The organism is Amycolatopsis sp. NPDC049252, from assembly GCF_043197175.1.
Taxonomy (GTDB): domain Bacteria; phylum Actinomycetota; class Actinomycetes; order Mycobacteriales; family Pseudonocardiaceae; genus Amycolatopsis.
Map to the genome: position 1 here is coordinate 13282 of NZ_JBICSQ010000070.1, position 25865 is coordinate 39146.

The 25865-nt window shown below is 67.8% G+C and carries 29 protein-coding genes, 4 tRNA genes and 2 pseudogenes; 20 read left to right on the forward strand and 15 right to left on the reverse strand.

The window, feature by feature from the left end; translation table 11 throughout:
- Positions 1–31 precede the first annotated feature (31 nt).
- The gene (locus tag ACGFMK_RS39080) at positions 32–1120 is read right to left on the reverse strand and encodes a zinc-binding dehydrogenase (RefSeq protein ID WP_392774225.1); all 1089 of its coding nucleotides are present in this window, start codon (positions 1118–1120) and stop codon (positions 32–34) included.
- A gap of 377 nt (positions 1121–1497) precedes the next feature.
- On the opposite strand from ACGFMK_RS39080, the gene ACGFMK_RS39085 reads away from it, so the two are divergent.
- From ACGFMK_RS39085 to ACGFMK_RS39095, 3 genes are all read left to right on the forward strand, one after another.
- Positions 1498–2691, forward strand: coding sequence for a citramalate synthase (locus ACGFMK_RS39085; protein WP_392774227.1), 1194 nt, complete (start codon positions 1498–1500; stop codon positions 2689–2691).
- Positions 2688–3476, forward strand: coding sequence for an enoyl-CoA hydratase/isomerase family protein (locus ACGFMK_RS39090; protein WP_392774229.1), 789 nt, complete (start codon positions 2688–2690; stop codon positions 3474–3476). The genes ACGFMK_RS39085 and ACGFMK_RS39090 overlap by 4 nt, the downstream gene beginning before the upstream one ends.
- Before the next feature lie 198 nt (positions 3477–3674).
- A complete protein-coding gene (locus ACGFMK_RS39095) occupies positions 3675–4421 on the forward strand; it encodes a GntR family transcriptional regulator (protein ID WP_392774231.1) in 747 nt (248 codons plus the stop codon).
- A gap of 11 nt (positions 4422–4432) precedes the next feature.
- On the opposite strand, the gene ACGFMK_RS39100 is transcribed toward ACGFMK_RS39095, so the two are convergent.
- Entirely contained in the window at positions 4433–4825 is a 393-nt protein-coding gene (locus ACGFMK_RS39100) for a MerR family transcriptional regulator (RefSeq protein ID WP_392774232.1), read from the reverse strand.
- Between the two features lie 70 nt (positions 4826–4895).
- Between ACGFMK_RS39100 and ACGFMK_RS39105 the strand changes: the two genes are divergently transcribed.
- The gene (locus ACGFMK_RS39105) at positions 4896–5183 is read left to right on the forward strand and encodes a hypothetical protein (protein ID WP_392774234.1); all 288 of its coding nucleotides are present in this window, start codon (positions 4896–4898) and stop codon (positions 5181–5183) included.
- Positions 5184–5310: 127 nt separating this feature from the next.
- Positions 5311–6225, forward strand: coding sequence for a GNAT family N-acetyltransferase (locus ACGFMK_RS39110; RefSeq protein ID WP_392774236.1), 915 nt, complete (start codon positions 5311–5313; stop codon positions 6223–6225).
- 111 nt (positions 6226–6336) lie between these two features.
- Here ACGFMK_RS39110 and ACGFMK_RS39115 read toward each other — a convergent pair whose 3' ends face one another.
- From ACGFMK_RS39115 to ACGFMK_RS39125, 3 genes are read right to left on the reverse strand one after another with little or no spacing between them, the layout of a single operon-like run.
- On the reverse strand, positions 6337–6600 hold the full coding sequence (locus tag ACGFMK_RS39115) for a hypothetical protein (protein ID WP_392774238.1): 264 nt from the start codon (positions 6598–6600) through the stop codon (positions 6337–6339).
- A 10-nt stretch (positions 6601–6610) separates the two neighbouring features.
- Positions 6611–8827: a tyrosine-type recombinase/integrase gene (locus tag ACGFMK_RS39120; protein WP_392774240.1), complete on the reverse strand. Its 2217-nt coding sequence runs from the start codon at positions 8825–8827 to the stop codon at positions 6611–6613.
- Positions 8824–10059, reverse strand: a complete 1236-nt coding sequence (locus ACGFMK_RS39125) for a tyrosine-type recombinase/integrase (protein WP_392774242.1) — start codon at positions 10057–10059, stop codon at positions 8824–8826. Before ACGFMK_RS39125 ends, ACGFMK_RS39120 begins: the two co-directional genes overlap by 4 nt.
- A 172-nt stretch (positions 10060–10231) precedes the next feature.
- Between ACGFMK_RS39125 and ACGFMK_RS39130 the strand changes: the two genes are divergently transcribed.
- Positions 10232–10375, forward strand: coding sequence for a hypothetical protein (locus ACGFMK_RS39130; RefSeq protein ID WP_392774244.1), 144 nt, complete (start codon positions 10232–10234; stop codon positions 10373–10375).
- Positions 10376–10770: 395 nt separating this feature from the next.
- Here the strand turns inward: ACGFMK_RS39130 and ACGFMK_RS39135 are convergent, their stop codons facing one another.
- Together ACGFMK_RS39135 and ACGFMK_RS39140 are read right to left on the reverse strand one after the other, a co-directional pair.
- Complete coding sequence (locus ACGFMK_RS39135; protein WP_392774246.1) at positions 10771–11463, reverse strand: MFS transporter; 693 nt, start codon at positions 11461–11463, stop codon at positions 10771–10773.
- Between the two features lie 283 nt (positions 11464–11746).
- Positions 11747–12565, reverse strand: coding sequence for a hypothetical protein (locus ACGFMK_RS39140; protein ID WP_392774248.1), 819 nt, complete (start codon positions 12563–12565; stop codon positions 11747–11749).
- Between the two features lie 13 nt (positions 12566–12578).
- Between ACGFMK_RS39140 and ACGFMK_RS39145 the strand changes: the two are divergent.
- From ACGFMK_RS39145 to ACGFMK_RS39185, 9 genes and pseudogenes are all read left to right on the forward strand, one after another.
- Positions 12579–12740, forward strand: a pseudogene (locus tag ACGFMK_RS39145) (hypothetical protein); the annotation flags it as partial.
- Positions 12741–12777: 37 nt separating this feature from the next.
- A pseudogene (locus ACGFMK_RS39150) lies at positions 12778–13023 on the forward strand (50S ribosomal L9 C-terminal domain-containing protein); the annotation flags it as partial.
- A gap of 211 nt (positions 13024–13234) precedes the next feature.
- Complete coding sequence (locus ACGFMK_RS39155) at positions 13235–13603, forward strand: hypothetical protein (RefSeq protein ID WP_392774250.1); 369 nt, start codon at positions 13235–13237, stop codon at positions 13601–13603.
- Positions 13603–14208, forward strand: a complete 606-nt coding sequence (locus ACGFMK_RS39160) for a DUF3558 domain-containing protein (protein ID WP_392774252.1) — start codon at positions 13603–13605, stop codon at positions 14206–14208. Before ACGFMK_RS39155 ends, ACGFMK_RS39160 begins: the two co-directional genes overlap by 1 nt.
- A gap of 38 nt (positions 14209–14246) precedes the next feature.
- On the forward strand, positions 14247–15572 hold the full coding sequence (locus ACGFMK_RS39165; protein ID WP_392774254.1) for a hypothetical protein: 1326 nt from the start codon (positions 14247–14249) through the stop codon (positions 15570–15572).
- Positions 15573–15588: 16 nt separating this feature from the next.
- Complete coding sequence (locus tag ACGFMK_RS39170; protein WP_392774256.1) at positions 15589–16386, forward strand: ESX secretion-associated protein EspG; 798 nt, start codon at positions 15589–15591, stop codon at positions 16384–16386.
- A gap of 196 nt (positions 16387–16582) precedes the next feature.
- Positions 16583–16870, forward strand: a complete 288-nt coding sequence (locus tag ACGFMK_RS39175; RefSeq protein ID WP_392774257.1) for a hypothetical protein — start codon at positions 16583–16585, stop codon at positions 16868–16870.
- 213 nt (positions 16871–17083) lie between these two features.
- The gene (locus ACGFMK_RS39180) at positions 17084–17635 is read left to right on the forward strand and encodes a hypothetical protein (protein WP_392774258.1); all 552 of its coding nucleotides are present in this window, start codon (positions 17084–17086) and stop codon (positions 17633–17635) included.
- Between the two features lie 125 nt (positions 17636–17760).
- Positions 17761–18771 carry an alcohol dehydrogenase catalytic domain-containing protein gene (locus ACGFMK_RS39185; protein WP_392774260.1) on the forward strand — a complete coding sequence of 337 codons (1011 nt, stop codon included), beginning with the start codon at positions 17761–17763 and terminating at the stop codon, positions 18769–18771.
- A 14-nt stretch (positions 18772–18785) separates the two neighbouring features.
- Here the strand turns inward: ACGFMK_RS39185 and ACGFMK_RS39190 are convergent, their stop codons facing one another.
- The 3 genes from ACGFMK_RS39190 to ACGFMK_RS39200 all read right to left on the reverse strand — a co-directional run bounded on the left by ACGFMK_RS39190 (position 18786) and on the right by ACGFMK_RS39200 (position 20789).
- Positions 18786–19886, reverse strand: coding sequence for a ThiF family adenylyltransferase (locus ACGFMK_RS39190; RefSeq protein WP_392774262.1), 1101 nt, complete (start codon positions 19884–19886; stop codon positions 18786–18788).
- 241 nt (positions 19887–20127) lie between these two features.
- Positions 20128–20514, reverse strand: coding sequence for a hypothetical protein (locus ACGFMK_RS39195; protein WP_392774264.1), 387 nt, complete (start codon positions 20512–20514; stop codon positions 20128–20130).
- Complete coding sequence (locus tag ACGFMK_RS39200) at positions 20511–20789, reverse strand: multiubiquitin domain-containing protein (RefSeq protein ID WP_392774266.1); 279 nt, start codon at positions 20787–20789, stop codon at positions 20511–20513. Before ACGFMK_RS39200 ends, ACGFMK_RS39195 begins: the two co-directional genes overlap by 4 nt.
- A gap of 168 nt (positions 20790–20957) precedes the next feature.
- Between ACGFMK_RS39200 and ACGFMK_RS39205 the strand changes: the two genes are divergently transcribed.
- Together ACGFMK_RS39205 and ACGFMK_RS39210 are read left to right on the forward strand one after the other, a co-directional pair.
- Positions 20958–21341, forward strand: coding sequence for a helix-turn-helix domain-containing protein (locus ACGFMK_RS39205; protein WP_392774268.1), 384 nt, complete (start codon positions 20958–20960; stop codon positions 21339–21341).
- Between the two features lie 30 nt (positions 21342–21371).
- Positions 21372–21920 (forward strand): ImmA/IrrE family metallo-endopeptidase, encoded by a 549-nt coding sequence (locus tag ACGFMK_RS39210; RefSeq protein ID WP_392774270.1) that lies wholly within the window; start codon positions 21372–21374, stop codon positions 21918–21920.
- A gap of 235 nt (positions 21921–22155) precedes the next feature.
- Here the strand turns inward: ACGFMK_RS39210 and ACGFMK_RS39215 are convergent, their stop codons facing one another.
- Positions 22156–22587 carry an Lsr2 family protein gene (locus ACGFMK_RS39215; protein ID WP_392774272.1) on the reverse strand — a complete coding sequence of 144 codons (432 nt, stop codon included), beginning with the start codon at positions 22585–22587 and terminating at the stop codon, positions 22156–22158.
- A gap of 226 nt (positions 22588–22813) precedes the next feature.
- Between ACGFMK_RS39215 and ACGFMK_RS39220 the strand changes: the two genes are divergently transcribed.
- On the forward strand, positions 22814–23152 hold the full coding sequence (locus ACGFMK_RS39220) for a helix-turn-helix domain-containing protein (protein ID WP_392774285.1): 339 nt from the start codon (positions 22814–22816) through the stop codon (positions 23150–23152).
- 152 nt (positions 23153–23304) lie between these two features.
- Positions 23305–24513, forward strand: a complete 1209-nt coding sequence (locus ACGFMK_RS39225; protein ID WP_392774274.1) for a tyrosine-type recombinase/integrase — start codon at positions 23305–23307, stop codon at positions 24511–24513.
- A gap of 49 nt (positions 24514–24562) precedes the next feature.
- On the opposite strand, the gene ACGFMK_RS39230 is transcribed toward ACGFMK_RS39225, so the two are convergent.
- The 4 genes from ACGFMK_RS39230 to ACGFMK_RS39245 form a co-directional block, all read right to left on the reverse strand.
- A tRNA-Val gene (locus ACGFMK_RS39230) sits at positions 24563–24637 on the reverse strand.
- A gap of 1 nt (position 24638) precedes the next feature.
- Positions 24639–24709 (reverse strand) — tRNA-Cys (locus ACGFMK_RS39235).
- Between the two features lie 24 nt (positions 24710–24733).
- Positions 24734–24806, reverse strand: a tRNA-Gly gene (locus tag ACGFMK_RS39240).
- 136 nt (positions 24807–24942) lie between these two features.
- The gene (locus tag ACGFMK_RS39245) at positions 24943–25368 is read right to left on the reverse strand and encodes an SsgA family sporulation/cell division regulator (RefSeq protein ID WP_033293569.1); all 426 of its coding nucleotides are present in this window, start codon (positions 25366–25368) and stop codon (positions 24943–24945) included.
- Between the two features lie 392 nt (positions 25369–25760).
- Here ACGFMK_RS39245 and ACGFMK_RS39250 point away from each other — a divergent pair.
- Positions 25761–25832 (forward strand) — tRNA-Val (locus tag ACGFMK_RS39250).
- Positions 25833–25865 lie beyond the last annotated feature (33 nt).

Sequence of the window (25865 nt, forward strand, 5' to 3'; positions counted from 1 at the left end):
CCAACTTCCGATGTGTGCCTGGCCGGTGCCTTCAGCGCTCGTCGATGACGATCCCGGCTCGGGTCACCTTCCGATCGACTGTGGCGCGCAAGGCATCGCTGACGTCGGCGAGCGCGAAGTCCGCGTCCACAAGGCTTTCCCAGGGGTATTGGGGCGTGGATTCAACGAAGGAGACGGACTTGCCGAGCACGCTGCCGTGGTACCGGATGCTCGCGCGGATCTGGACGCCGGAGCGTGTGAACAGACCCGGGTCGAACTGGGTGAACCGGTTGGGCATGACGCTGCCGATGGAGACCATGATCCCGCCGGGGCGCACGGATCGGACGCCTTCCGAGAACGCGTCCGGGACACCGGTGAAGTCGATCAGGACGTCGGCGCCACCTCCGGTGGTTTCGCGCATGAGCTCGACGCGGCCGGCTCCTCCGTCCGCCTCGGAGAGGTCGATCGTGTGGTGGGCGCCGAACTCGGCCACCTTGGCCAGCCGGGACGGGGCCATCTCGGCGACGAACACTTCGGCCCCGATCTGGCTGGCGATCGCTGTCGCGCACACACCGAGCCCACCCGCGCCGAGCACGACGACCTTCTGACCGCGCTGGATCTCACCGAGGTCGCAGCCGGCGTACGCCTGGGAGAGCGCGCAGTTGGCGGTGGAGACGGCCTTGCTCGAGACGCGGTCCGGCACCTTGTAGACGTACTGCTCGGGGCCGACAGCCATGTGGGTGCCGAAAGTCCCGTGGAAGTGCGGCGGGTGGTCGGCGTCGAGAGTGCCGGCGGGCAGCGCGTTGCGGCAGAGGTTCCCCCTGCCCGCGTCGCATTCGGGACAGTGCCGGCAGAGCTGGAAGTAGGTCGCGACCACGCGGTCGCCTTCGGACAGCTCGTTGCCGGCGAAGTCCCGTGTCACGCCCGCTCCGAGTCGCTCGACCCGGCCGACGCCCTCGTGGCCGAGCACGCTGCCGACCTTCACCAGCGGGTGGTCGCCCCCGAGGAAGTGCACGTCGGATCCGCACACGTTCGCGCGGATCATCCCGATCAGCAGCCCGCCGGCCACCGGATCGGGGATCTGGTATTCCCGCTGTTCCACCTCGTGTGGACCGGCCAGGACTGTGGTGGTGCCTTCCACTGATCCTCCTCGCATGACCGGCAGCGCGAACGAGCCTGAGGTCACGATGTGTCTGTGGTCCGGCGAGCGCCTGGGGATGCAGGCAGGCAACGGCCGGCCTTCGGTAGCGGTCCGGTAGTCGATCTGCGAGGCGGCCGTCGCGCACCGCGGAATCGCCCGCCCGCGTCGGCTGCATCACGGCCCACACTTGCAGAAGTATATCCAAAGTGCAACAGGGCACTGGCTCACGCCTTGCTGGTTCGCCCTGATTGTGCCGCTTATGATCTCTGGACAGTGCTCGGACTGGCTCCTAGACTTCCGGTAAGTGGATCCAAATGTATCGGCGGGGTCCTCGACGATGACGTCGCGAGTCACCTTGGCTCGGCAAAGGAATGCGTATGAGCGGCAACACGGAAACCGGCTCGCACGGCGGCTACCCGACGGTGCGGATCAACGAAGAGGTGATGCGCGAGGGCATGCAGATCGAGAGCGCGGACATCCCGGTCGACGACAAGGTTCGGCTGCTCGAAGCGCTTTCGCGCACGGGCCTGAAGCACATCGTGGTCGGCTCGTTCGTCAGCCCGCGGTGGACCCCGCAGATGAGGCAGATCGACGAGCTGCTCGACCGGTTCGTCCCCGAGCCGGGCGTGGACTACTCGGCGTTGATCCTGAACAAGACCGGCGCTGAGCGTGCCCACGCCCACACCCCGCCGCTCTCGCCCGCGGACGGGGTCCCGCGGACGTTCGTCCACCTCTGCGACGTCTTCGTCCGCCGCAACACCAACCGCTCTCAGGCCGACGAGATCGACGCCTGGGCTGACACGGTGGCGCGGGCAGTCGCTGCAGCGAAGACCGAGGCGGGGATCGGGATCAACGCCGCCTGGGGGTCGAACTGGCTGGGCAAGTTCGACCTGTCCCAGCGCATGGACCTGCTCGGACGGCAGTACGAGCTGTGGACCGACGCCGGCATCCGCGTAACGGAGGTGATCCTCAGCGACCCGATGGGCTGGAACATGCCGGACGCGGTCGAGGAGCAGCTGCTGGCGATCCGTTCCGCGTGGCCCGAGATCACCCGGTTCCACCTGCACCTGCACAACCAGCGCGGAACGGCACCGATCTCCGCCTACACGGCGCTCAGAACCCTCGGCGAGGGCTGCGAGCTGGTGCTCGATACGACCCTCGGCGGAATCGGCGGATGCCCCTACTGCGGCAACGGCCGCGCGACCGGCATGATGCCGACGGAAGACCTGGTCGATCTGCTGGAAGAACTCGGCATCGACACCGGGGTCGACCTCGACGCGCTGATCGAGGCTGCGGTGCTGCTCGAGCAGATCATCGGCCACCCGACCGATTCGCACGTCGCCCGGACGGGCCCGCGGCCGCGCGGTGAGCGCCTGTATGCGATGGACATGCCCTTCGTCGAGACTTTGGAGCAGGCACAGCACTTCCGCCTCGGGCCCGCCGTCTACGCAGGCGCTCCCGCCCCCTGGAAGGGCGTCATCACCTCCCCGGCGCGAGACCGGCTGGGACTTCACCAAGACCGGCTCCCGGAGTCAGCCGGCGGCACCGACCCGAAAGGCGTGAAGGCATGACGAGCCTGGACGAGGAGGTCCTGTTCGACGTCCGGGACCGCGTCGCTTACATCACGCTGAACCGGCCCGAGAGCCGTAACGCGTTGAGCCAGGCGGTCGTGGCCCGCCTGAGTGAGGTCTTCACCGAGGCCGCGGAAGACAACGAGGTCTGGGCCATCGTCGTGACCGGTGCCGGCGACCGGGCGTTCTGCGCGGGCGGGGATCTGAAGGAGCTCAACCGCATCGCGCAGGAGGGCGGCCGCTTCCCGGTGCCGATGACGGGGACGGAGAGGAACCTCTTCGAGCTCGTCCTCGAGATCGGCAAGCCGGTGATCGCCTCGCTCAACGGTCCCGCCGTGGCGGGCGGGTTCGAGCTCGCCCTGGCCTGCGACATCCGGCTCGCGGCCGAGCACGCGTCGATCGGTATGCCCGAGGCGAAGCGTGGCATGGGTGCGAACTTCGCAACCGTGCTGCTGCCGAGGTTGGTTCCGCGCTCCGTCGCGTTGACGATGCTGTACCTCGGCGACCTCATGCCTCCCGACGAGGCTCTGCGATGGGGCCTGGTGAATGCCGTCCATCCGGCCGAGCGTCTCGCCGAGGAGACGGAACTGTTCGTGCGCCGCCTCGTCGCAAACGCGCCTCTGGCTCTCCGCCGCTACAAGGAGATGGCCACAAAAGGTTGGGAACTATCCGTTCCGGCTGCGCTGCGGCTCAACGTGGGACCCAATCCGTACCTCAGCGAGGACCGGGAAGAAGGTGTGCGCGCCTTCCTTGAGAAGCGTCCCCCTCAGTGGACGGGGAAGTGAGTGGGCCAGCGGTGGAAGAGGTGCCGTATGTCGACGCGAAAATATCCACTTTGTGTTGCCTTGACTGAGCGTGCCGGGAGTCGCACGGTAAGATTATGGGACTCACCCGGCAAAGACCTCCGAGTCTCGGTTGGCGCTCGGCCAAGTGGATGCAGATGACGGGTTCGGCGATCCGCCAGCCGTGAGACGAGGAGCGAGATGGACGACACTTCCCGAATAGGTGCTGCTCCCCGCCGTGCCGGCGATGACGTCATCCAGGTCCACGCGAGGTTGAGGAGCATGATCCTCGACTGCACGCTCGAACCCGGGAGCAAAGTGACCCAGGCCGAGCTGTCGCGGCTGACCGACGCCGGCCGGACCCCGTTGCGCGAAGCTCTGCGCATGCTCCAGCAAGAGGGCCTGGTCAAGGCGGAGCTCAACAAGCGCATCACCATCGCGGCGTTCGATCTCGACAAACTGGACTGCACCTACGCCTACCGGATTTCGATCGAGGCGGCGGCAATCCGAGTCACCGCGTCACTGTTGAGCACAGCGGAATTCGACGAGCTCGACCGGACGCTGGTCGACATGGGAGAAGCGATCGAACGACGCGATCGTGACGAATTCGAAGGCCCGCACCGCCGGTTCCACCAGATGCTGGTGTCACACGTGCAAGAAGGCGCCCGAGCTCGAATGGCGATCGACGCGGACTGGGCGGAGCGCGTCCGGCGCTTCGTCATGCAGGGCGACCAGCATTCATTGGCACGGGCGGACGCCGAGCACCGGGAGATCCTGGAGGCGTGCCGCGCTCGCGATGGCGTCCGGGCGTCACGCCTGCTGGCGAGCCACCTTGCCCGATCGGCGTTCTACGTGGCCGCTCAGCTGGAGCCGACCTACGACACGATCCTCACTCGCACAGCCTTGCGCATGGTCCTCGGCGACGAGCTGGCTCAGACGGCGAAGTGACGTGCCCACTCTCAGCGGGGAGAACTGCCGGCTCGATTGGCCGCGGTTGCCTCGCTGACAGCTTCCATGTAGCTGCTGATGGCGTCGCGGTTGCGGGTGAGGCAGTCGATGCGGTCGGTCATCCGGTCGCGTTCCCGCGCGAGGAGTTCCAGCAGCTCGGGTTCGGCGTCCTCGACGACGATCGTGTGCGGTTTGCCCAGGCACGGCAGCATCTGCTTGATGATCCGGGTCGGGATGCCGCTGTCGATCAGGCCGCGGATCTGGAGCACTCGCTCGACCAGATAATCGTCGTAGGTGCGGTAACCGTTGGGCATGCGTCGGGGTTCGATCAGCCCTTGTGCCTCGTAGTAGCGCAGTGATCGCGCCGGGGTGTCCGTCAGAGTTGAGAGCTCTCCGATGCGCATGTGTGACTCACCTCGTGCCGTGCCTCGTTCAACCTTGACATTGACATCAGTGACAAGGTTTCAAGTATAAGTGCATGACCCAGGTGCGACAGCTCGAACGCGGAGCCATGCCTCGCTCGACATCACCCAGGCCTACGTCGCGGTGTTCCAGGACGACCTGGTCCGCACCTACTGGGCGTTCCTCACCCAGCGCCGAGCGATCCGCCCGGCTGAGGAGTACCGCTCGCCGACCGAGGAGGAGTGGACGGAGTTCCAGCAGCATTTCCACACCCGCAATCTCGAGCTCGGCACCTGCGGTCGCCCGTACGGGACCCTGTGCCAACACGAGCACGCCTGCTTATCTGCACTAACTGATTGAGGTGCGCAGGCGGCGGGCGACAGAAACCCGGATGACATCAGGGTCATGAGGTGCTTAGGGTCGGCTCATGACTGTTGGTCTCGCAAATCTGATCCGCCGTCCGATCAGTCCAGGGGATGCAGCCGTCTTGGCCGAGCTGCTCAACGCGATCGAGGTCCTTGACGTCTTCGGCGAGTTCTACTCTGAGGAGGACGCCGCCGACCAGATCAACGCCCCTTTGCTCGACCTCGAGCGAGGTACGGTCGGCGTCTTTGATGGCGACCGGATGGTCGGCTACTCCTCGGCGGCGCACAAGCTGCTCGTCGAGGACGTGCACCGAGTGACCGTCAGCGGCGGCGTGCATCCGGAGTATCGGCGCCGGGGGCTCGGTGCGGAGCTGCTGGCTGCTGGGATCGCGAGCGCGAAGGCGCTCCATGCGATCCATCATCCCGGCTTGCCGCTTGCCATCGACGCCCAGAACAACGCGTGCAATGACAGCGCGCGCGCCTGCTACCAAGCCGCTGGCATGACGCCCGTCCGCTGGTACTCGCACATGCAGCACCCACTCGGAGCCGCCGTTGTCGACCTGCCGACGCCGGACGGTCTCGTCGTGGAGCGCTACTCCGTCAACAACGACGCCGAGTTCTTCGCCGTCAGCAACGAGTCAGCGCTCGACCGATGGGGAGGAGTCCCGATGCCGCTGACGCAGTGGCGTGCGTTTCTCGGCTGGCCTGCCTTTCGCCCGGACCTCAGCTTCCTGCTGCGGGACGAGGGCAGCGGCACGGCTGCCGGCATGTTGCTGACCTACTCCTGGGACGCGGACACCGCGGCGACTGGCGTCCGTGACGCGCACCTCTTGAGGATCGGAACCCGCCGCGCATACCGCCGGCGAGGCGTGGCAAGCGCGCTGATCAGCCACGCGTTACGTTCGGCGCGAGACGACGGCTTCGACCGGGCGAGCATCGAAGTCGACGCCGACAGCCCGACAGGATCAAACGGCCCATACGAGCGGGCCGGCTTCTCCGTCGCCCGCACCGAAGTTCGCTACACCCTCAACGCCTGAACGCAGTTCGACTGATTGGATCGACGGTACGATCAACCCTTCGAACCCGCCCGGGCTCGGCGGCAGACGATGAGCCCTGCATCAGGCCCGGAGCACATCACTTCTCTGAACCTACCTCTCATCGGAAGTGGTCCTTCCGGAGATGGAACCGAACGAGGGCATGCCGAGTTCGGTCGCTGTTGCCTGCCGTCGTTGGAACGTGGCGTCGATCTGGGCGAGCTTGTCCTTGACACCGCTATAGCTGACCTGGAGTCCCTCGACTTCGCCGAGCCATCCTTCGCGTTTCGCCTCGATGATGCGGGCCTCGAGGTTGTCGCGGATCTCGTCGAGCCTGGCGCGTTGGGCGGGGTCCGGTCGCAGGAGCGAGCATCTCACACAAGCATGTTCATGGACGCAGGGCGATCCGAATGCTCTCGCGCAGGTCCCAACCGATACTTTTTCGTTTCTCGAAGTGCGCGAGGAACGCGTCCCATTCCGCGTCGGTTGGAGTGCGGTATTCTTCGCTGGGCCTGGTGGCGCGACGACGGCTAATGAAGGCGCGATGTGCCTCAATTGCTTCAGCGGGATAGACGGCTTTGTAACCCATCGTCGTGTCGATGGTCTTGTGTCCGCAGATTACCTGCGCGATGTGCGGCGGCAGCCCGTTCATGATAGCGTCTGTGACAAAGATTCTTCGGAAATCGTGGGCCTGGAACATCAAAGGGTCGCCATGGGCGTCGGTGAGCTCGGTCGCGGCGAGGGCGTTGATGAGAAGTTTGCGGATGGCCGACGGGGTGATCGCGCGGCGCTCGTTGCCGATGGCCCGCTGGAACAGCAGCGGCATCGGCGGGTGCCAGATCTTCTCTCGGATGTCGTAGGAGGCGATCAGCGGGACAGTTCCGTTGGGAGTGCGCAATCGCTGGACGATGGCGCTGAGGACGTCGGCCAACTCGGGGCTGACCAGCAGCAGTCGTTCGGTGTCGGTCTTGGACGGGGCGATCTGCAGCAGCGGCACCAGCTCACCGGTGGTGGGCAGCCGATATTCGGTGATGCTGTGGTGGGACAGTTCGAGTAGTTCCTCGCAGCGGATGCCAGTCAAACGCAGAACCTCGACGGTGGCGAACGCCCAGAACGCTTCCTCTTCTTCGTAGGACAGGTTGCGTCGTTTGCCTGTCGCGATGTCCTCGGCCCAAACAATCCGCCCAATCGCGTTGGGCGCCACAGCTTTTCGCAGTGCACCATCGGTGCCGTCGATCACCGCTCCTGGCGCGGTCCCCTGCGCGGCGGCGAGAAGGCGGACAGCAGCCAGGTGCCGGTCGTTGGCGGTATGCACCAGGACGGGCAGGACGGGCAGACGCTCGCGGGTGCGCTGGTCCATGCGCGCCTTGCGGTGCCTGCGTTCCTTGGCCTTCTGGACTTCGGCACCGCTGATCGGGCAGGGTGCGACCCAATGCGCCCAACGGGTGGGATCCTCAACGGCCCAGTGGGCGATGTCGAGATAGAGCGCTCGGACACGCATCAGCTCGTCCTTGGCGTTGAGACGAGGGCTCGACACCTCGATGCGCTCGCCGGCGGCGTTGGTCGTGGTGCGTTTGACGGTGCTCAGCTCGTCCTTCCAGGCGCGGACAACGTCTGGCGGGAGCCGGAGGGTGTCGATGCCGGGAGCGAGGGCCTCGACGCGGGCCCAGAACAGCCCGGCCAGTGTCCGCGAGACGGCGTCCAGGCTGGTGAAGTCCAGCGAGGGCTGACGTTCCCGCAGGTAGTCTACGAGCAGGTCCCGGATCGGTCGGCATTGGATGCGATATCGGTCGACCAGCTGCTCGATCGTCAGCCGTCCGCCGGCCAGGCCGAACGCGCGGATGCTGTGCGGCGCATCTCCGGGGAAAACGCCGAGGGCGCGCAACCGCAGGTAGAAGTCGACTTTCTTCTGCCCGCCGCGGGTGTGGACGCGCCGCATCGTTTCCACCAGCTCGACGCAGTCGCCGACGGTGATGTCGGTGATGGCGCCGCCCTTGCAGGCCATCAGTGTGGCGATCCGGGTCGCCGCGATCTTGGCGTCGCACTGGGAGCTGGCCGGTTCGGCGGCGGCCAGCTCTGCCAGCCTCGCGAACCCGGCCGGATCCCGGACCTGCGCCATCACCGACGCCAGATACCGATGGGTGCGGGTGAGCATCCACGGCAGACCGGGGCGGATGACGTCGCCGCAGATCAGCATCAGCAGGCCGGACGGCAGGTCTGTCGAGTCGTAGGACGCCGCCCCGCCGTGCGCTGCCAGCCAGTCCAACGGCGGGGTGACCCAGCGTGCGCCCGGATGCTCCTCGGCGCCGCTGGCCAGCCAGCGGTCCTGCCAGGTGTCCCCGGGAAACGTCGACAGCCAGCGCAGCAGCTTGGTCACCCCGCGCCGTCGCCCAGCCTGGGTGCCGTTTGCCGCGGCAGCGAACGGCGCGGCGATCAACCGCTGCTGCACCTGCTCGGCCGTCGCCGCAGTATGCGGCCACCATTCCTCGGCTGAGCGTGGTGGAAATTCGGTGCGCAGCTGACGGTTTCGCAATCGCTGCTCGGCGGCAACCGAGGCGACTGCGGGCAGCGGCTTGCGCGTGCTGTGCTTGACCGTGGAGGTCACAACGTCCTCCCGAACAGCACGTTCAACGCCTGCGGGTCGTAGCCGGGCGCGGGCGGCGGAGGCGTCGGCTTGTCCCGCTGCTCTGCGGTGCGGGCGTGATGGGCCAGGATTCCGGCGATCACCTCGTCCTTGTTGGGAGTCAGGTAGATCTCCGTGGTGGACAGGTGTGCGTGGCCCATGACGAGTTGCACGTCGCTGAGCGTCAGCTGCGGGTCGCGGGCCATTCTCGCCGCCGCGCTGTGTCGCAGGTCGTGCAATGTCCAGTCCGACCCGAGTACGGCGTTCGCCCGCTCGAACATCCGGTGCGCTGCGTGGTAGTTCAGCGGCCGTCGTGGCCGGCGCAGCGTCCACCACGCCGGCTGAGTCCGGCCTCGCGGGACCTGGCCATGTATTTCCTCCTGATACAAGCGCAACCACACGAACGCGTCCGCCGATGCGGGGACCTGCTGCGCGGCCCGTGTTCCCTTGCGCACCACCGTGATCAGCTGCTGGCCCGGATCGATGTCGCACTGCCGAACTCCCAGCAGCTCCGACGCGCGCACCCCGGTCGAGATCCAGAACGCCACCAGCGCCCGATCCCGGTTGGACGGCAACGCGGCAAACGGCTGGTTGAACCGCGGATCGGGAATTGCCCTGGGAACCCGGTGCGGAACCTTCGGCCGGTAACGTCCCACTCGCTCGCGCGCCCACCCGTCCATCGGGTTGTGGTGCGCATGCGCTCGCCGGGACCGCCGGGCAGGATCGAGCGGAAACGGGTTCAAAATCGGGCCGGTGCCCGCGTCCCGGTGGAAGTCGTAAAAGCCACGCAGCACCGTTTCGCTGTGTGCCACCGTCGCTGGCGCGTACCGATCTCCCAACCCGGGCTTGCCGGTGACCGGGTTCGGCGCCCCGGCGTTGCCGCGGCCGCTGACCAGGCGTCGCTGCTTTGCCGTCACCTGGATCCAGCAGCTGAAATCGCGGGCTTCCATCCGGGACGCCCGATGCCAGCCGACATTCACCGCGTGCAGGAATCGCCACCACCGCAACAAGTCCATGCCATACGAGCGCAGCGTCGCCGCCGACCGCCCGGCCGCCAACAGTTCCCGCAGGAACACGGCCACCGGCTCGACCACACCGCCATCGGCGTCCAGCAGACGGTACGGCTCCGTACCGTCGCGGGTCGACACCAGACGACCGGTGCACGGCACCACCAGACTCGCAAGATCGCGAGCGTTCTTCTCCGAGTTGATCACGGCGGGCAACGTAGCGATGCAGTCCCAGCCGGGCCGCCTCGACCTGCCTAAACCACGGAGTTAGTTCAGTCAACGGTGCATCCGTTGCCCCGTCCTGCGCGTCGATCCGCGCCAGCGCGAGCGGCTTGCCGAGATTGCGCGCAACCCCGCCGACCGCATCACCGAAGCCCGGATGAACGGCTGGCTCGGCGAGGTCGACGGCCTCGCCGTCAGCCTGCATGCCGCCGCCACCAAGCTCACCGACCTCGACCGCACGATCACCCGTGCCCGCGACGGCGGCCCGGTCAGCATCGGGATGCCAATCCTGCGGTCATGACGACGGCCAATCTCGCATTCGACGTCAAGCACCGACGCAGCGGAGGACCTCGGCACGCTCAACGTGGCAAACCTCCTCCCGCCGTTGCTGGCACCGGAACGATCTTCGTTCGGGACGACACAGTGCAACTCGACGACGGTGCGAAACTGGTGACCGGCATCGCCGCGAGCACGAGCGGCAGCAAACAGCTCCGGACCACCGAGGTGCTCGACGACGGTCCGATCGAGTGTCCCTGGGTCCAGACGGCCCACGCTACTCAAAGTGAGCTGGCGCCCCGCCGCCGGGTGCGTTCTCGAACCGCCAGGGCGCCGGAGCGCCTGCGACACCACACTGTTCCCCGACCACTCCGCGCCACGGTGGCACGGGGTGCGGCGGATCCGGCCAGCTTGGTGCGGTCAGGATTCTGCATGGGGAGACTCGATGACGTGCAGCGGCCGATTGTTCCGGCGCACCACGACCGCAGTCAATCCAGCCATGATCGCGGTGGCGAGGCCGAGGACCGCAAGCGCGCCTCGAATTCCACCGGCGCCCGTGCTGATAGCAGACAGAACGAGGGGGGACGCGAACTCGCCGAGGAACAGGGTGCTGGTCCACAGGCCGGTGCCCCGGCCCCGCTGCTCGAACGCGAGCCGCTTCACCGCCCAGGTCACCAGGGTGGGCAGCAGCATCCCCGTGCCGAACCCGGTGAGCACCGCGCCGATGGTGATGACCACCGGTGATGCCGAGGCGAACACGACCAGGAACCCGGCGGCTGAAAGCCCGAACTCGAAGGGCAGCAGAACTCGAGGAGTCTCCCCGGCCAGGGGGCCGAACACGATCGCACCCACTGCGGTGCCCAAGGACATGATCACGGAGACGAGCCCGATCGTGCCCGTAGACGAGACTCCCACCTCAGTCAGCACGTAAGGCAGCTCGACGATCAGGGCGTAGAAGACGATGCCACCGAAAATGGTGACCAGGCATGGTGCGGCCAACTGTGCCCACGGCAGTTTGGGAAGGTGGTTGTCCGCGGGCGACTTGTCCGGGGGTGCGGGCTGCCACAACTTGAACGCCATCGGGATCGCGAGTGGTGCTGCGACGACGTACATCCAGTACCCAGTGCGTGCACTGCGACGAGCGCGGTGATCAGCCGGGCGCGCGGGTCGGCGAGCCGGTCGAGTACGCCACGCAGCTGGTTGAGTGGCAGCGGCCGCGGGAGTCGTTGCGGCTGGCGTGCAGTGACGGCTTGGGCGGGGTCGGTGAAAATGCACCGCTCGCGCTTCAGGCTGCGAAAGAGTGACCGCAGGGCGCTGCTCACGTTCGTCGACGACTTTCCGCGGTGCTTGCGCACGGCGTCCTCGACGTCTTGGCGCACGACCGCGCGCAAGGAGCCTAGCGCGTAGCCCACTCGTGGACGGCGGGCTCGGCGAAGTTGAGGTAGGTGGCCACAGTGGACCAGGCAACCGCGACAGAGGGTCGGCGGCCTTGTCCGCGCAGCGCTGCGATCCATACGCCTACGTCGCCTCGCACACTCTCGGGCAGGTTCGCCAGGCTTGCGTGCACCCAGCGCTCGTGTCCGTCCGGTATAGCCGCTGCGGTGGCCGGGGCGAGCATGCCGTGTTCGGCCAGCAATGGAAAGAGACGCCGCGGACTGGCACGGCCGTGGCAGGCTGCGATCGCACGTAGATCCGCCTCCGGCACAGGAACATTCAGTCCGAAATGGAACGTGGCGATTCTCAGCACATGCCGGAAGTACTGTCGAGTCTGGGTCGGCCAGCGGTGAGCCCTCGCCTGCTCGATCAGCGCCTGCTCGAGCGCCGGTGCCGTTCCCCGCAACTGCGGAAGTGCTCCGAGATCGACGCGCGTCCAATCCCGCGTCAGGCCAGGCAGCTCCAGCAACAGCTGCCCCGGAAGTGGTGCAGGTGAGGTGAGCGGCGGAGGGACGTCGTCGGCGGGAAGCGGTCCGACGGGTTGCTGATGGTGCAGCCACAGCTGTTCACCGAGGCCGCGCTCGGCCATTTTCAGGCGTTCCTGCAGCGTGCACCACGGGCACTGGCCATGGCGTAGCGGCTGGTGCCGGCCGCAACCTCGGCAGTCTCCTACCGGATGCGCGCTGCGCCGTTCGGCGCATCTGCTGCAGAGTGCGCCGCCGATCCAGACGTGCCAGGCCCCGCAGGTCGGGCAGCTGCGCGCCGCCGTCGCGATCTTCATCGCGCTCAGTTCGGTGGCAGCGGGCGCCGCTGCCGGCGAACTCGTTTACATCGGTGATGTCGGCACCGGGTTCAGTGAGGTCGACCGTGCTCGCCTGCAGGGCCGCCTCGAGCCGCTGGAACTACGAACGCATCCGTTCGCGGTCGCGCCGCCCCGCGCGGACGTCGCCCGGGGCCGCTGGGTCGAACCCGAGCTCGTCGGCGAGGTCGTGTTTCGAGGGCCTCGGCGCCATCCAGCTCACCGGCAAGGCGGCCGAGGGCTCGAAGAAGCTGTTCGGCTCGATCACCGCGGTCGAGATCGTCGACGCGATCAAGGCGGCCGGTGGCCCGCTGCTCGACAAGCGCGTCATCGAGCTGCGCGACCACATCAAGACCGTGGGCAAGCACTCGGTCGGTGCCCGGCTGCACCCGGACGTCAAGGTCGACGTGCGGCTCGAGGTCAAGGCCGTCGCGCAGTAAGACGGCGACAGCAAGATCCGGCTGTTCCACAGGCAGGGCGTCCCACACCGGGACGCCCCGCTTGTTTCATTTCTCGCCGGAAATAACCCGATCGGGGGAATCCGTGCCCGTAAATTGTCATCTTTTTCGGCCCAATGAATCGGGTGGACTGCGTTAAGATCCTGACCGACCTCGTCGAAACAGGCAGCGGAAACGCAACGCAGGGGGGCTGATGAGCGACGTACCACCGCCGGCGCCGATCCAGGTCGGCAGCGGAGGTAGTCCCGGCGGCTACAAGTTCGAGCCCGACCAGGTCGACGCGGTGCTCAAGCAGTGGCAGGACCTCTACGAGGAACTCCAGAAGGACATCAGCCACGCGCAGAAGATCGCCCGGGTCGACCCGCCGGGTTCGGAGTTCGCCAGCCGGCACTTTGTCGACTCCGGCGCCAAGCACTCCGGCGACACACTCCTCGATCAGCACAAGTGGATGAAGAACTACGTGCTGAACTACATCCACGCACTCGAGGAAGCGTCGGGCAAGATCCAGCAGGGCGAGCAACTCGCAACCGATGCGGTCAACAGCCAGAAACCGGTTCTCTAGTGCGCATCTTCAAGATCACTCGGTTCGCCGCAGGCGCCTTCGCCGCCCTCGCACTGCTCACCGCGTGCACCGGCAAGACGGGCTCCGGGACCACCAGCGGCTCGGCCTCACCCGTACCGACCGGCGAAGCCGCCGACAACGGCGCTCCCAAGGTGCCCGCCCCCCTCGACGCCGACGGCATCCTCGCCGACCCCTGCAGCGCGCTGTCGGCCGCGCAGCAGGACGACATCGGCATGGTGAAACCCGGCTCGGCGGAGCAGGGCCCCACCGGACCGGAGTGCCGGTGGAAATCGACCGCCTCGCCCCTCAACTCGGCGGAAGTAAGCCCGTTCACAGCGAACAAGAACGGGCTCTCCGACATCTACGCACAGAAGGCAAGCAGCGCCTATTTCGAGCCGCTCACGATCGCGGGCTACCCAGCCGTTTCGACCAACGTCTCGGACTTGCGCTCCGACGGCGACTGCCCGCTCTGGGTCGGCGTGAGTGATCAGCTCGTCGTCGTCGTCACCGCCCAGCTCGGCGAGGGGAAGAACAGGGCCACGCCCTGTGTGGTGGCCCAGAGGGTCGCCGAAGCGATGATCCAGCATCTCAAGGGAGCGGCTTGAGAGCCGTGGCACCGAGCGCTTGAGGAGGGTGGGACACCGTGGGGAATGCAGCCAACTCTGTCGGCAAGGGACTCAAGGGCGCCGCCGCCGGGGCCGTGGCCGGGTCGGTCGTGCCCGTGGTGGGGACCGTGGCCGGCGCGGTGGTGGGCGGTCTCGTCGGGCTGTTCAGCGGGGGGCCGGAGGCCCGGCACGCCGAGGCGAACGTCGGTGGTCAGTCGATCGACGCCCGCGCGATCTGGGAACAGATCAGCCCGGGCAACACCAACTCGCTCGACGAGGGCTCCGCGGCGGCCAAGGCCCTCCAGGACGTGCATGCCGCCCGCGCCAAGCAGATCGACGCCCTCAACAAGACGATGGACGCCGCCTGGCAGGGCAACGGTGCGTCGGCCGCACAGGCCGGCGCCCACCCGCTGGGCATCTGGCTCGACTCCTCCGCGAACAACCTGCAGCAGAGCCACACCTACCTGAACAACCAGGCGGAGTCGTTCCACACCGTCAAGGGCAAGGTGCAGGAGATCGCGAAGGAGCCGCCCTCCGCGGGCTTCGTGGACGGGATCAACCCGTTCAGCGACAAGGACGCCCAAATCGACCGGTACAACGAGCAGGGCAGGACGAACGTCGCCGCGTTCGCCGCCTACTACCAGGCGAGTGCGCAGAACGCCGGCGGTATGCCGCAGTACCAGGCCTGGGAGGGCAACAACATCTCCGATCCCGGCGGGGGCGGGCACTTCGGTGGCGGGGGCGGTGGAAGCTTCGGCGGCGCTGCTGGTGGTGGTGGCGGCGGTGGCTCCTTCGGGAACGGTGGCGCGGGCACCGGTTCGTTCACCCGGCCCACGCCCGAGCCGCCGCGGTTCGACGCCACCCCGCCGGGCTACCCACCGCCGGGCAGCACGCCGCCGGGCGGGAGCCACCCCGCACCGGACTTCCCCGGTTCCGGGCCGGGCCGGTTCGGCGACGGGACGAGTGCGGCCGGCTACCTCGCGCCGGACCCCACCGCGAGCGGGTTCGGCCCTGTCGGTGGCGGGTTCGGCGCCGCCGGCAGCGGTGGCTTCGGTCCGGGCGGCGGCAGTGCCGGCAGTGCTGACGCCGGCGGGTTCGCGGGCCGGTTCGGCCCGGGCGCGGGCGCCCTCTCCGGAGTCGGCGAGCCCGGGACCGGTGGCGGGCCCCGGGGCGCCGGTGGCGCGACGGGCGTCCGGGCCGGTGCGACCGGCGCCGGCGGGATGGGCGGCGTGGGGCAGGGCGCCGGCAAGGGCGGAAAGGGCGCCGAAGACGAGGAGCACACCAGCAAATACCTGATCGCCGAGGACCCCAACGAGCTCTTCGGCTCGGACGCGCTGACCGCTCCGCCGGTCATCGGCGAATGACCACAGGGGATCACACGTGCTCGACCAGCCGACCCGATTCGCCATCCCGGCACTGCTCAACCTGATCAAGCGCCGCGGCGGGGAAGCCCACCAGACCTTCTCCGACCTGCCGGTGTTCCAGGACGAGACAGCCGAGCGCACGCTCGACCAGCAGGTCGACGCGGTGCTGGTCCAAGCGGGCCTGATGGGGCCGCGGGGCATGGACCGCGACCTGCTCGGCCTGCTCGAGTCGATCTCACAACCGCAGGTGGAGTACTACGGCTGGTTCGACGGGGAATTCGAAGACGGGAGCCCCGCGAAGTTCTCCGCGTTTTCGGGCAGCGGCAACGGCGGGGGCTTCGCGCTGATCCGGGTCAGCGGCGAAGACACCGTGGTGCTGCAGCGGCAGCGGGCCGACCGGGTGCTGCCGACGTTCCTCGACATGATCCCGGTGGCCCACGCGGCCGCCGGCTCGCCGCTGGTCACCAGCAAGAGCGAGTTCGAGAGCGGCCGGGCGGCCACGGCCGATGACGGTCGGCGGTCCGTCATGCAGAAGCCGCCAGGGCGCCACGAACCGCTGTCACCGCTCCAGGAGATGAAGCGGATCATCGGGTTGCCGAGGACCGGAGCGGGCACGTTGTACGTGGCAGGCCGGCGCGGACCCGGCACCCGGCGGCAGCGGTGTCCGCGGCCGGTCAACTTCATCGACACCTCCGAGGGCCGCTGGCTGATGGAGGAACGCCCCGGCCGCGGTGACTCGCTCGTCGTGTTCACCCCCGGCACGCCCCAGGTGATCGGCGAGCGGCTGCGCAACGCCCTGAGCGCGCTCGCCTGAGCACGCTTTTCGGGGGAACCTCGGACACCGCGGCGCCGTCGGCGGAGAATCGGCGCGGACGCGAAGGGGATGGATCGGGAGGGTAACGAGGTCAACATGTCCGCGCCGGCCGGCGGTGGCAGCGGTTTCACGTTCGACGCCGACAAGATCGACGGCGTCATCAACGATCCGCGGCGAGCAAGCCCATCGGCACGGCGTGGGACTGCCCGCGAGCCGCTTGTCCGCGGGTTCGGTCCCGTGGGCGGGCCTCGTCCGCAGCGCCACCGAGGTCCCCGACCTCGCCGACGTCGAGGCGCGGCTGGCCACGGAGTCCCTGTTCGTCTTCGTCACCGCCGACGACACGCGCCTCGATCACATCCGGGCTGGGTACGCGATGGAACGGGCCTGGCTGACCGCGGTCGACCTCGTCTGGCGGCAGCGGTGCTCACGCAGCCGTTGCACCTCGAACCGGTCCGGTCAGCGCTGTGCGTGGACCTGGTGCTGAGCGGGTTCCCGCAGGTTCTCATGCGGGTCGGCTACAGCACCGACGTCGACCCGGCAGGACCGCGCCGGGCGGTGGAAGGGGTTCTGCGCAAGCCGTGAACCCTGGGGACCGAGTGCCTCGCACCCGCGGTACCCAGTGCTCTCCAGCGCGGTCGCCCGCATCGCCGATCCTGGATGCACCCCACGCCCGGGGCGACCAGGGAAGGCGAGAGCGATGTCCATTCTCTTCACCAGACTGCGGCACACGCTGCTGCCGAGACGCAACACCGTGGCCCGGCCATCGGACCGGATCCAGGTCGCCTTGCTGCTCCTGCTTCTCCTGCTGTCGCTGGCCGCGGCGGCGGGGGCGATCCTGCTCGGAGCCGGCATCCACGTGGTCGAATCCGCCCGTTCGGTCGAGCAGACCGCGTCCCGCTACGCGACGACGGCGGTGCTGCTGGCAGACGGTCCCTCGCCCGGCACGGTCGGCCGCAGCGGCACGGCGGGGGAGCCCGGGCCGGCGAGGGCGACCTGGGTGACACGAAACGGCCGGCGGCACACCGGCGACGTGGACGCCCCGGCGGGAACGGTGGCGGGCAACGAGGTGCCGGTCTGGCTGGACGCCACGGGAGCTCCGGCCGAGCGCCCCCTCACCCCGCTCGCGGCGGCCGTCGACGCGACTGCGATCGCGGCAGGCGGCTGGGCGGCCGTAGGGTTCCTCCTGTGGCTGGCCTACCGCTGCGCGGTCTTCGTGCTGGACCGTTTCCGCCTGGCCCGGTGGAAATAAGAATGGCTCCACGTGAGCCGTCCCCGGCGGGGTGACCAAAGTCCCGCCGGCTCGTGACCGGTGACCGCAGCCGATGTGCCGAGGCGGCCGGGATCCTCGATCCCACCGTCCTCGAAGGAGTGATCATGAAGGCAGCCGTCGTGACCGATTTCTCGTCCCCGCTGGAACTGCGGGAGGTGCCGATCCCGGAACCCGCCCCGCGTCAGCTGCTGGTGCGGCTGGAGACCTGCGGGATCTGCCACACGGACATCCACGCTGCCCGTGGCGATTGGCCGGTCAAGCCGTCGCTGCCGCTGATCCCGGGCCACGAGGGCGTCGGGATCGTCGAGCGGGTCGGCGTGGGCGTGCCCGAGAGCCGGATCGGGCAGCGGGTCGCGCTGCCGTGGCTCGGCTCGGCCTGTGGTGAGTGCGGGTTCTGCGTCTCCGGCTGGGAAACGCTGTGCGAGTCGCAGCAGAACACGGGCTACTCGATCGACGGCGGCTACGCGGAATTCGCCGTCGCCGACGCGCATTACGCGGTGCCGGTGCCCGAGGGTGTCTCACCACTCGAGGCTTCGCCGCTGACGTGCGCGGGCGTGACCACGTACAAGGCAGTCAAGGTCGGGAACGTCCGCCCGGCGGACCGCGTCGCGGTCTTCGGCGTCGGTGGTCTCGGGCACCTCGCGATCCAGTACGCGCGCATCGCCGGCGGTTTCGTCACGGCGGTCGACATCGAGCCGGCGAAGCTGAACCTGGCACGCGAGCTCGACGCCGACGAGGTGGTCAACGCGAAGTCCGAGGACCCGGTGGCAGCCATCCAGGCCCGGGGCGGCGCCGACGTCGCGATCGTGCTGGCGGCGGCGCCGAGCGCGTTCGAGCAGGCGCTGGGCTCCCTGCGACGCGGTGGCCGGCTGGTGTGCGTCGGCATCCCGGCGGGAGGGGTCCTGCCAATTCCGATCTTCGAGGCGGTGATCAAGGGCATCTCGGTGATCGGCTCGATCGTGGGCACCCGCAAGGACCTGGCGGAGGTGTTCGCCCTGCACGCGGCCGGCCGCACGACGGTGACGGCGGAGACCCGGAAGCTGGAGGAGATCAACGACGCGTTCGAAGAGGTCTTGGCCAACCGTGTCCCGGCGCGCCTGGTGATCGAGTACTAAGACCGAGCTGCCCGCTACGCCCTGGCGCCCAGGCCCAGAATCCCTTGGTGAGAGCACGTGTGGCAGCTCGGGTCGCGTCGTGCCTGCTGGGCTATGTCCTGGCCGCTGCGTGGGAATCGTAGGAGAGAGTGTTCTTCGTTGGTGCTGTGGAGGTTGGTGACGGCGAGCATGAAGTGATTGACGGCTTCGCCCGCTGCGACGCAGTTGAGCGCGATGACGCTGGGCGCGGGGACATCGTCGACGTAGCGCGCCTGTTGGCGGACGCGGTCCGGCAGCATGTCCAAAGCGAGCTCGGTCGGGTTGATCAACTTATTGCACCACATGCAGCCGTTGCCGGGGATCAACTGGCGGACCGCGACGTGGATCCGGCCGATCGCGCCGGTCTCGTCGACGGGGATCTTCACGCCGGCTTGGGTGGCCGGGATCAGGTACTGGTGGACGGTCCGGTCGGCCCAGTGCCGGGCGGCGTTGGTATCGGCCGCGAGGAAGATCCAGTCGCAAGTCGCGATGGCCTGCCGGGCCTTCGGGTGCTGCACGTCCTCGTCGAGCACGGTGAGGTCGATGCCGGGGTTGGCGCGGCGGGCGTTGCGAACGGCGAGTTCTGTCTTGCGCGCGTCGACGTCATCCAGTTCCGCGGCGACGAGTCGCGGCAGGTTGGTGTCGGCGACGGTGTCGGCGTCGATGAGGACGAGCTGCCCGACGCCGAGCCGTGCGAGTAGCTCGGTGACGATCGAGCCGACGCCGCCGAGACCGACGACGGCGACCCGCATCCGCGTGAACGCCTGCTGCCCCCGGTCACCGAACAAGCGGGCCTGGCGGTCGTGTCGGGCGTCGCTGATCTCGGCAGGGCCGGGCGCAGGGGTGAGGCGGACGAGGTTTCCGCCCGGGATGAGGACCTCGGCGAGCGTGGCGCGGGTGCCGGCGGGAAGCCACAGATCTCCGGCTGCAGCCTGGGGGGTGAACACCAGGCCGCCGACGACTTGTTTGGTGATCTTGCGCAAGGCGGGATAGCCGCGTTCGTGGCTCTCGAAGTCGATGGGGGAGAAGCTGACTGACGTGGTGCCGAAGTGGTTGTGAACCGCGAGGTACGCGAGCTGCTCGCTACGGGCGCGCAAGGCCGCGTCCCGCACGAACTCGGGCCGGAGGGCACAGTAGCCGGTGGTGCCCGCGACGTAGTCGACGCCGTCTTCGGCGAGCAGGAGCTCGCGGGCGAGCAGGCGGTGCCCGCGGGGGCCGTCGCATGCCCGGCGAGGATGACGGCGCCGTGCTCGTCACCGTCGTCGCGGAACAGGTGCTGGGTGAGGTCTGCCCAGAGCCGGGGTGGAGCGGTGAGGCTCCAACCCGGCGCGGGCGGATTCACGCCTTGGTGAACCACGAGATCACCTTCTCGGCCTTGAGCGCAGCGTTGTCGAGGCGCGGCTTGGCGGTGGGGGAGCGGCGCGAAAGCTGCAGGGCCGCCCGGCCGTTCCAGTCGACCGGCTGGACAGCTTGGCCATGGGCCTGGCCGTCCACGCGGCTGACCCGCGCGATGTAGTGCGGGTAGACGTCGGCTTGGGGATAGGCCGAGCTGATGTGGAAGCCGAGCCAGCTGGTGCGAGGCGTGTAGTGGTCGCCGAGGTCGACGTCATCGACGACGAGGGTGGTGCCGCCGGCGCCGTCCGGGACGACCTCGACCGGTTTCCCGGCGAAGTGGGCCCGGACGGCCACGACGGCGGCCTCGACCTCGGTGGTCAGGGTCGTCACGAGTTGTCGTCCGCGGCGACGGCGACGAACTCGTCGTGCTCGTGGACCGTGATCACCTCGTCGTCGTCGACGACGTGGAAGCGGTGACCGCGCTTGACCGACAGCTGGAAGCCGATCTGCAGGTCAGCGCCCTGCTTGACCGCTGCGGCCTTGATCTGCGCGCCGCTGAGCTGGTGCTCGGAGAGGATCACCCGGTCGTCATTGACGGTGACGGAGATCCGGATCGGGGGCCGATCGTGGTGGCCGGGAGCATGACGCTCACTGGTCGTGGACATGACGTTCTCCTTGCGTTGGGGCCTGGCGCACACCTTCGAGGGTTAGGTGTACCTATAGTCACGCAGTGTTCGACATGTCGAACACTGGTGATCAAAGGGTAGCATGAGTGCTCGACTTGTCGAACAATGAACGACAGACGAAGCCGATCAGCAGGAATAGGAGCCTGAGTGGCCAACGCGAGCATCGATGTGATCGCTCTACATGGGGCGCTGGACGCGGCCCGGGAGGCCCGGGAGTTGTCGTGGCGTCAGCTGGCCAAGCTGCTCGATGTCAGCCCGTCGACGATGTCGAGGCTGGCGAACGGGAAGAATCCGGACGTCGACGCGTTCGCCGCGATGGTGCGGTGGCTCGACGTGCCGGCCGAGAAGTTCATGATCGATGACGCTGAGCTGGAGAGGCGCACCTCGGAGCCGCCTGACTTGGTGGCCGAGCTGGCGCCCTTGCTGCGGGCTCGTCCGGACCTGCAGCCGGAGGACGTCGAGCACTTGGAGCAGCTGATCGGCTCGGCGGTGCGCCGCTTCAACGCCGACCGGCAGGCGAAGGCGGACTGAGTCATGTGCGCGCGGTGGACACAGGCAGAGATGCGGAAGGTCGCCGCGGAAGAGCGAGCGGAGCTCGGGCTGTCCCGACTCGCGTCCTTGGATCCGTACCTGCTCGCCGAGGAGCACGGTATCCGCGTGTACCCGATCGACGAGCTCGGCGATTGTGCCCGCGCCGACGCCGCGATCCGGCACTACACGTCCGTGCGCTCGAAGATCTGGTCAGCCGCCATCATTCCCGTCGGAAGCAGCCGGATTATCATCGAGAACACGGCACACTCCGAGGCGCGTCGACGTGCCAGCCTGGCTCACGAGCTGGCGCATCATCTGCTCGAGCACGCGTTCACCGAGGTGTTGACGACCGAGGACGGCTGCCGGCGCTTCGATCTCGTGAAAGAGAAGGAGGCCAAGTTCCTCTCGGGGCAGCTGCTGATCCCGGATGAGGCCGCGAAGCGCGCCGCGTTCGACGACAGGACCAATGCCCAGATCGCCGCCGCCTACGGGGTGAGCGAGCCATTCGCCCAGATGCGCATGTCCGGCGCACGCGTGATGGCCCAGCACGCTCGTGCCAAGCAGGCGTGGTCTCGATAACTCGACCTGTAGGTCGGCGGCGAACTTGAGTGCGTGCGTTTATGGGCGGCGGGCCTCTGGATGAGACGAATTCCCAGTAGAAGTCGTCGAAGACGGATTGAAGGCCTTCAGCAAACTCGGCTACACCTTGTCTCCTGGAGGGCAGAGTGCCGGAGTTAGAGGCGTGGGTGGCGCTACCCGCGGCACTGGACCGCCCCATCTTGGAGGAGATAGTTGGTTCTAGCTCTGTGTTACTTCATTTGCTGCGTTTCGATCCCTGTGTGGACTTTGGTCGAGTGCGAGGTTTCCGGGCGGACTTCGTGTCATCGGTATCGCGAGATGCAGCGTACGCGGCGACGATTGACTCTGGGATTCGTCCTCGACTGCTTACTTCGTAACCGCGGTCGCGGGCCCACGAACGAATATCGTGAGCTGCCGTGTATTCGTCGATCGGCCGGGGTTCAGACTTCGTGTCGTCGGTTGTCTGGCCGACGGCGACCTTGATGCGACGTCCGCCGGTGCGTCGGGCCGCTGACACGAACGGAGTCAGTGCTGCGCGCAAGGTGTTGGCGTTTGCGTTGGAGAGGTCGATCTCATACGAAACGCCGTCGAGTCCGAAGGGGACGGTTTGGTCGGCGCGGCTGCCGTCCGTGTCGTCGGATATCTCGATGGTGACCTTCCTGGCCATCTGCGTCTGCCCTTCTCGTTGGCGGTTTCACTTTCGGGGTCGGTTGAATAGTAGCGTCCCCGAAATCGTCTGGCTGTGGCGGTATCTGCGTTGACGAGGTTCTTTGAGTTTCTTTGGAATTTCTATTGACTGCTGGTGAGTTCGTGGACATGGATGGCCATGTGCTGTGGCGAACACTTCCCTGAGCCCGCCTCTGAAAGTAAACGAGAAAACGGAGGAGTACGTGATGGAAACCGAATGCGTCCAGGACGACGCCCACGACTGTGCAGTTGCTGCCGCGGTACGAGAGCTCGCGGCTGCTGTCCGTGCGACCGCGCCGGCGCCGCCGGAGGACCCGAACGTGCTGCTGACCGCGGAAGAGGTGGGGGAGTTGCTGCAGCTGTCGCCCAGGACCTTGAAGGACCAGGCTGCCGCCGGCGTGCTGCCGCACCGCCGGTTCGGGAAGCACTACCGCTTCACTCGGAGCGATGTCGCCGAGATCGTGAGGCTCGGTGCCACTCCGGTGAAGCCGCCACGGCGGCGGGTGTGCGTTGAGGACCTTGCCCAGGACTTCCGCGCCGCGTGATGCGGACGGAGTAACAGAGAAGAGGAGTCAAGATGGCCTACGGTCAAGAAGCGCCCGGGACACGCGAATGGCGTGCCCGGTACAAACGTCCTGATGGGACGTGGGGGAGCAAGTCGGGATTTCCCACGGAGAAGGCCGCCAAGGACTGGGGCTTGGAGCAGGAGGCGCTGATCCGGCGGAACCTGTGGCTGGACCCGCGCGATGGCGAGACGAAGTTCGAGGACTTCGCCGAGGAGTGGCTCGAGGCGGTGTCGCCCCGGCTGGAGCTGAACACGGTCGCGAAGTACCGCTCGTTCCTCGACAACCAGCTGCTCCCACAGTGGCGAGCATGGCCGCTGATCGCGATCTTCAACGGTTACGTCGAGATCGAGCGGTGGCTCTCGGAGCTGCACGACGAGTTCGCTGAGTCATCGGTGTCGTCGTATTTCGCGCTCTTCTCGACGATCCTCAATGGCGCCGTCCGGGCCCGGATGATTCCGGCCAACCCGTGCAACGGCGTCCGGGTGACCAACGGCGAGTTCGACGCGGAGCGCCTCGTGGCCACGCCTGCCCAGGCTCTGAGGGCCGCGATGCGGCTCTACGAACTGGGACTGGGGATGTCCGGGTTTGTGCTGTGCTTGATGGATGTCTACACGGGAGCCCGTTGGGGTGAACTTGTCGGGCAGCAGCGGCACGAGTACGACTCCGAGCGCCGTGGCATCGAGATCCGGTCGCCGCTGAAGGAGATCGGTGGGAAGGTCTACAAAGGAGGCCGGAAGGGTGATGATCATCACTCGGATGGCCGTCAGCGTCCGCCAACGCGGCGCGGGAATTCCCGGCCGAAGAAGGGGCGGACGAAAACCCCTGCGGGGACTCGGTTCGTGGCGTTGCCGCCAGGGATCGCGGTGCTGTATGAGGAGCTGATGGACAGCCATCGGGATCCGTTCGTGCTGTCCACCCCGGAGGGGCATCCCTGGCGGCGGTCGAACTTCCGGATCCGGTTCTGGCGGCCGGCGTGGGACGGGGTCGATCTGGATGAGTCCGGGGCGGGGGAGCGGCGTCCGCCGATCCTGCCGACGTTCACGTTCCACGAGGGGCGTCACACGCATGCCACGTGGCTGACCGAGGACGGGATCCCGGAGGTCGCGCGGCGGGCGCGGCTGGGACAGAAGATGAAGGGCATCGCTCGCGTCTACGACCACGTGACGCCGGCGATGGTGAATCAGATCCTGGATGCCCTGGAGGAGCGCTGGCTGCGATCGCTGGCGTCCCTATACCCGGGGGAGCGGGCCAAGCTGGTGTCCTGGTTCCCGCACCTGCGATCCGGGCGGGCCATCCAGGCGCTGGGTGCCGTCGCCATTTCGTCGCCATCTGACGACTGAAGCCCTGCCCCTCCGGGGAGGGACAGGGCTTCTGACCTGCGAAAACACGTGGTGCGCGATACTGGGATTGAACCAGTGACCTCTTCCGTGTCAGGGAAGCGCTCTCCCGCTGAGCTAATCGCGCGAGGTGGAGACGGGATTCGAACCCGTGTACACGGCTTTGCAGGCCGTTGCCTCGCCTCTCGGCCACTCCACCGTGCCAGGCCTCGAGAGCCTACCGAGCGGATGACGGGATTCGAACCCGCGACCCTCACCTTGGCAAGGTGATGCGCTACCAGCTGCGCTACATCCGCACTCCTCAGCTCCGGTTCGGGAGGCTGTGGGCCGTGGCCCGGTGCCTCACCCCGTCGCCGTGGTGTGGAAAAACCATATCGGACCCCGGAAACGGCTGTGACACCGGGGTGTCACTTGGCCGTTGCGGGCCCGTGATCAGGCCAGATCGTGCGGGATGAGGTGGGTGAGCGCGTCGTCGACGTCGACCCACAGGTGCTCGTTGCCCGGCAGCACGACGTCGTAGGTGCGGTCGAGGAAGTCGGCCAGCTCCTGGGCGGACGCCTCGAACATGGCGTGCCCGGACGGCGAGTTCAGCTCGATGAGCACCGATTCGGGGTCCTCGACGGACGGGCGGATGCGGACGTCGCCGTCGCCCGCGTCGGCCAGCAGGCCGTCCGCGAGGAGGTCGCGTGCGTACACCCATTCGACCCAGCCGGCCCGGCCCGTGCGGAAGGCGGCGACGACCGCGTAAGGGTCGCGTGTGTCGTAGCGCAGCTCCACCTTCACCGGAACCGCGGGCGTCCGCGGCGCCAGCAGGTCGAAGACCGCCGTCGAGCGGAGCGTCACGTGATCGTTGCGCATCGTCCTACCCCTCGTCTCCCTTCCCGGCCCGGCCTGGCCGAGGGCGTCACCACTGGGACGCATCGGGAGGCCGAATCCGTCGCGGGTGCGCCGCAGATCACCCGTCCGGGCTCATCGGCCCCCGTCGGCCGCCCGTGTTCACCCCGCGGCGCGCAGCACGACGGACGCGCCCGCGAGGGTTCACCCGTCCATACTGCGCGGTTTGATCGCCGCGTGGTAGCACCGTCGCACGGATGTCGAACGTCGTGTCGGGCGGCCCCCGGGCCCCGCAACCCCGGCTAGCTCGGGGTTGTTCGTTCCGTACTCGCCGGTAAGCGGAGTGTGGTCGCTCAGGACCACCCGTTTGCAGGCGTTCCGAAGTAGTGCGGTACAGTCATCACGACATCCCGAGCGGGCGATTAGCTCAGGGGGAGAGCGCTTCGTTCACACCGAAGAGGTCACTGGTTCGATCCCAGTATCGCCCACGAACTCAATCGGGTAGAGCCCTGCTTGCGGAC

Bases quoted from the DNA above. Each gene is read 5' to 3' on its own strand.
- ACGFMK_RS39140 (WP_392774248.1), bottom strand. From the start codon at position 12,565: ATGAAGATCGCGACGGCGGCGCGCAGCTGCCCGACCTGCGGGGCCTGG.
- ACGFMK_RS39245 (WP_033293569.1), bottom strand. From the start codon at position 25,368: ATGCGCAACGATCACGTGACGCTCCGCTCGACGGCGGTCTTCGACCTG.
- ACGFMK_RS39185 (WP_392774260.1), top strand. From the start codon at position 17,761: ATGAAGGCAGCCGTCGTGACCGATTTCTCGTCCCCGCTGGAACTGCGG.
- ACGFMK_RS39220 (WP_392774285.1), top strand. From the start codon at position 22,814: ATGGAAACCGAATGCGTCCAGGACGACGCCCACGACTGTGCAGTTGCT.
- ACGFMK_RS39180 (WP_392774258.1), top strand. From the start codon at position 17,084: ATGTCCATTCTCTTCACCAGACTGCGGCACACGCTGCTGCCGAGACGC.
- ACGFMK_RS39210 (WP_392774270.1), top strand. From the start codon at position 21,372: ATGCGGAAGGTCGCCGCGGAAGAGCGAGCGGAGCTCGGGCTGTCCCGA.
- ACGFMK_RS39085 (WP_392774227.1), top strand. From the start codon at position 1,498: ATGAGCGGCAACACGGAAACCGGCTCGCACGGCGGCTACCCGACGGTG.
- ACGFMK_RS39135 (WP_392774246.1), bottom strand. From the start codon at position 11,463: ATGTACGTCGTCGCAGCACCACTCGCGATCCCGATGGCGTTCAAGTTG.
- ACGFMK_RS39215 (WP_392774272.1), bottom strand. From the start codon at position 22,587: ATGGCCAGGAAGGTCACCATCGAGATATCCGACGACACGGACGGCAGC.
- ACGFMK_RS39155 (WP_392774250.1), top strand. From the start codon at position 13,235: ATGAGCGACGTACCACCGCCGGCGCCGATCCAGGTCGGCAGCGGAGGT.
- ACGFMK_RS39095 (WP_392774231.1), top strand. From the start codon at position 3,675: ATGGACGACACTTCCCGAATAGGTGCTGCTCCCCGCCGTGCCGGCGAT.
- ACGFMK_RS39090 (WP_392774229.1), top strand. From the start codon at position 2,688: ATGACGAGCCTGGACGAGGAGGTCCTGTTCGACGTCCGGGACCGCGTC.
- ACGFMK_RS39200 (WP_392774266.1), bottom strand. From the start codon at position 20,789: ATGTCCACGACCAGTGAGCGTCATGCTCCCGGCCACCACGATCGGCCC.
- ACGFMK_RS39130 (WP_392774244.1), top strand. From the start codon at position 10,232: ATGAACGGCTGGCTCGGCGAGGTCGACGGCCTCGCCGTCAGCCTGCAT.
- ACGFMK_RS39100 (WP_392774232.1), bottom strand. From the start codon at position 4,825: ATGCGCATCGGAGAGCTCTCAACTCTGACGGACACCCCGGCGCGATCA.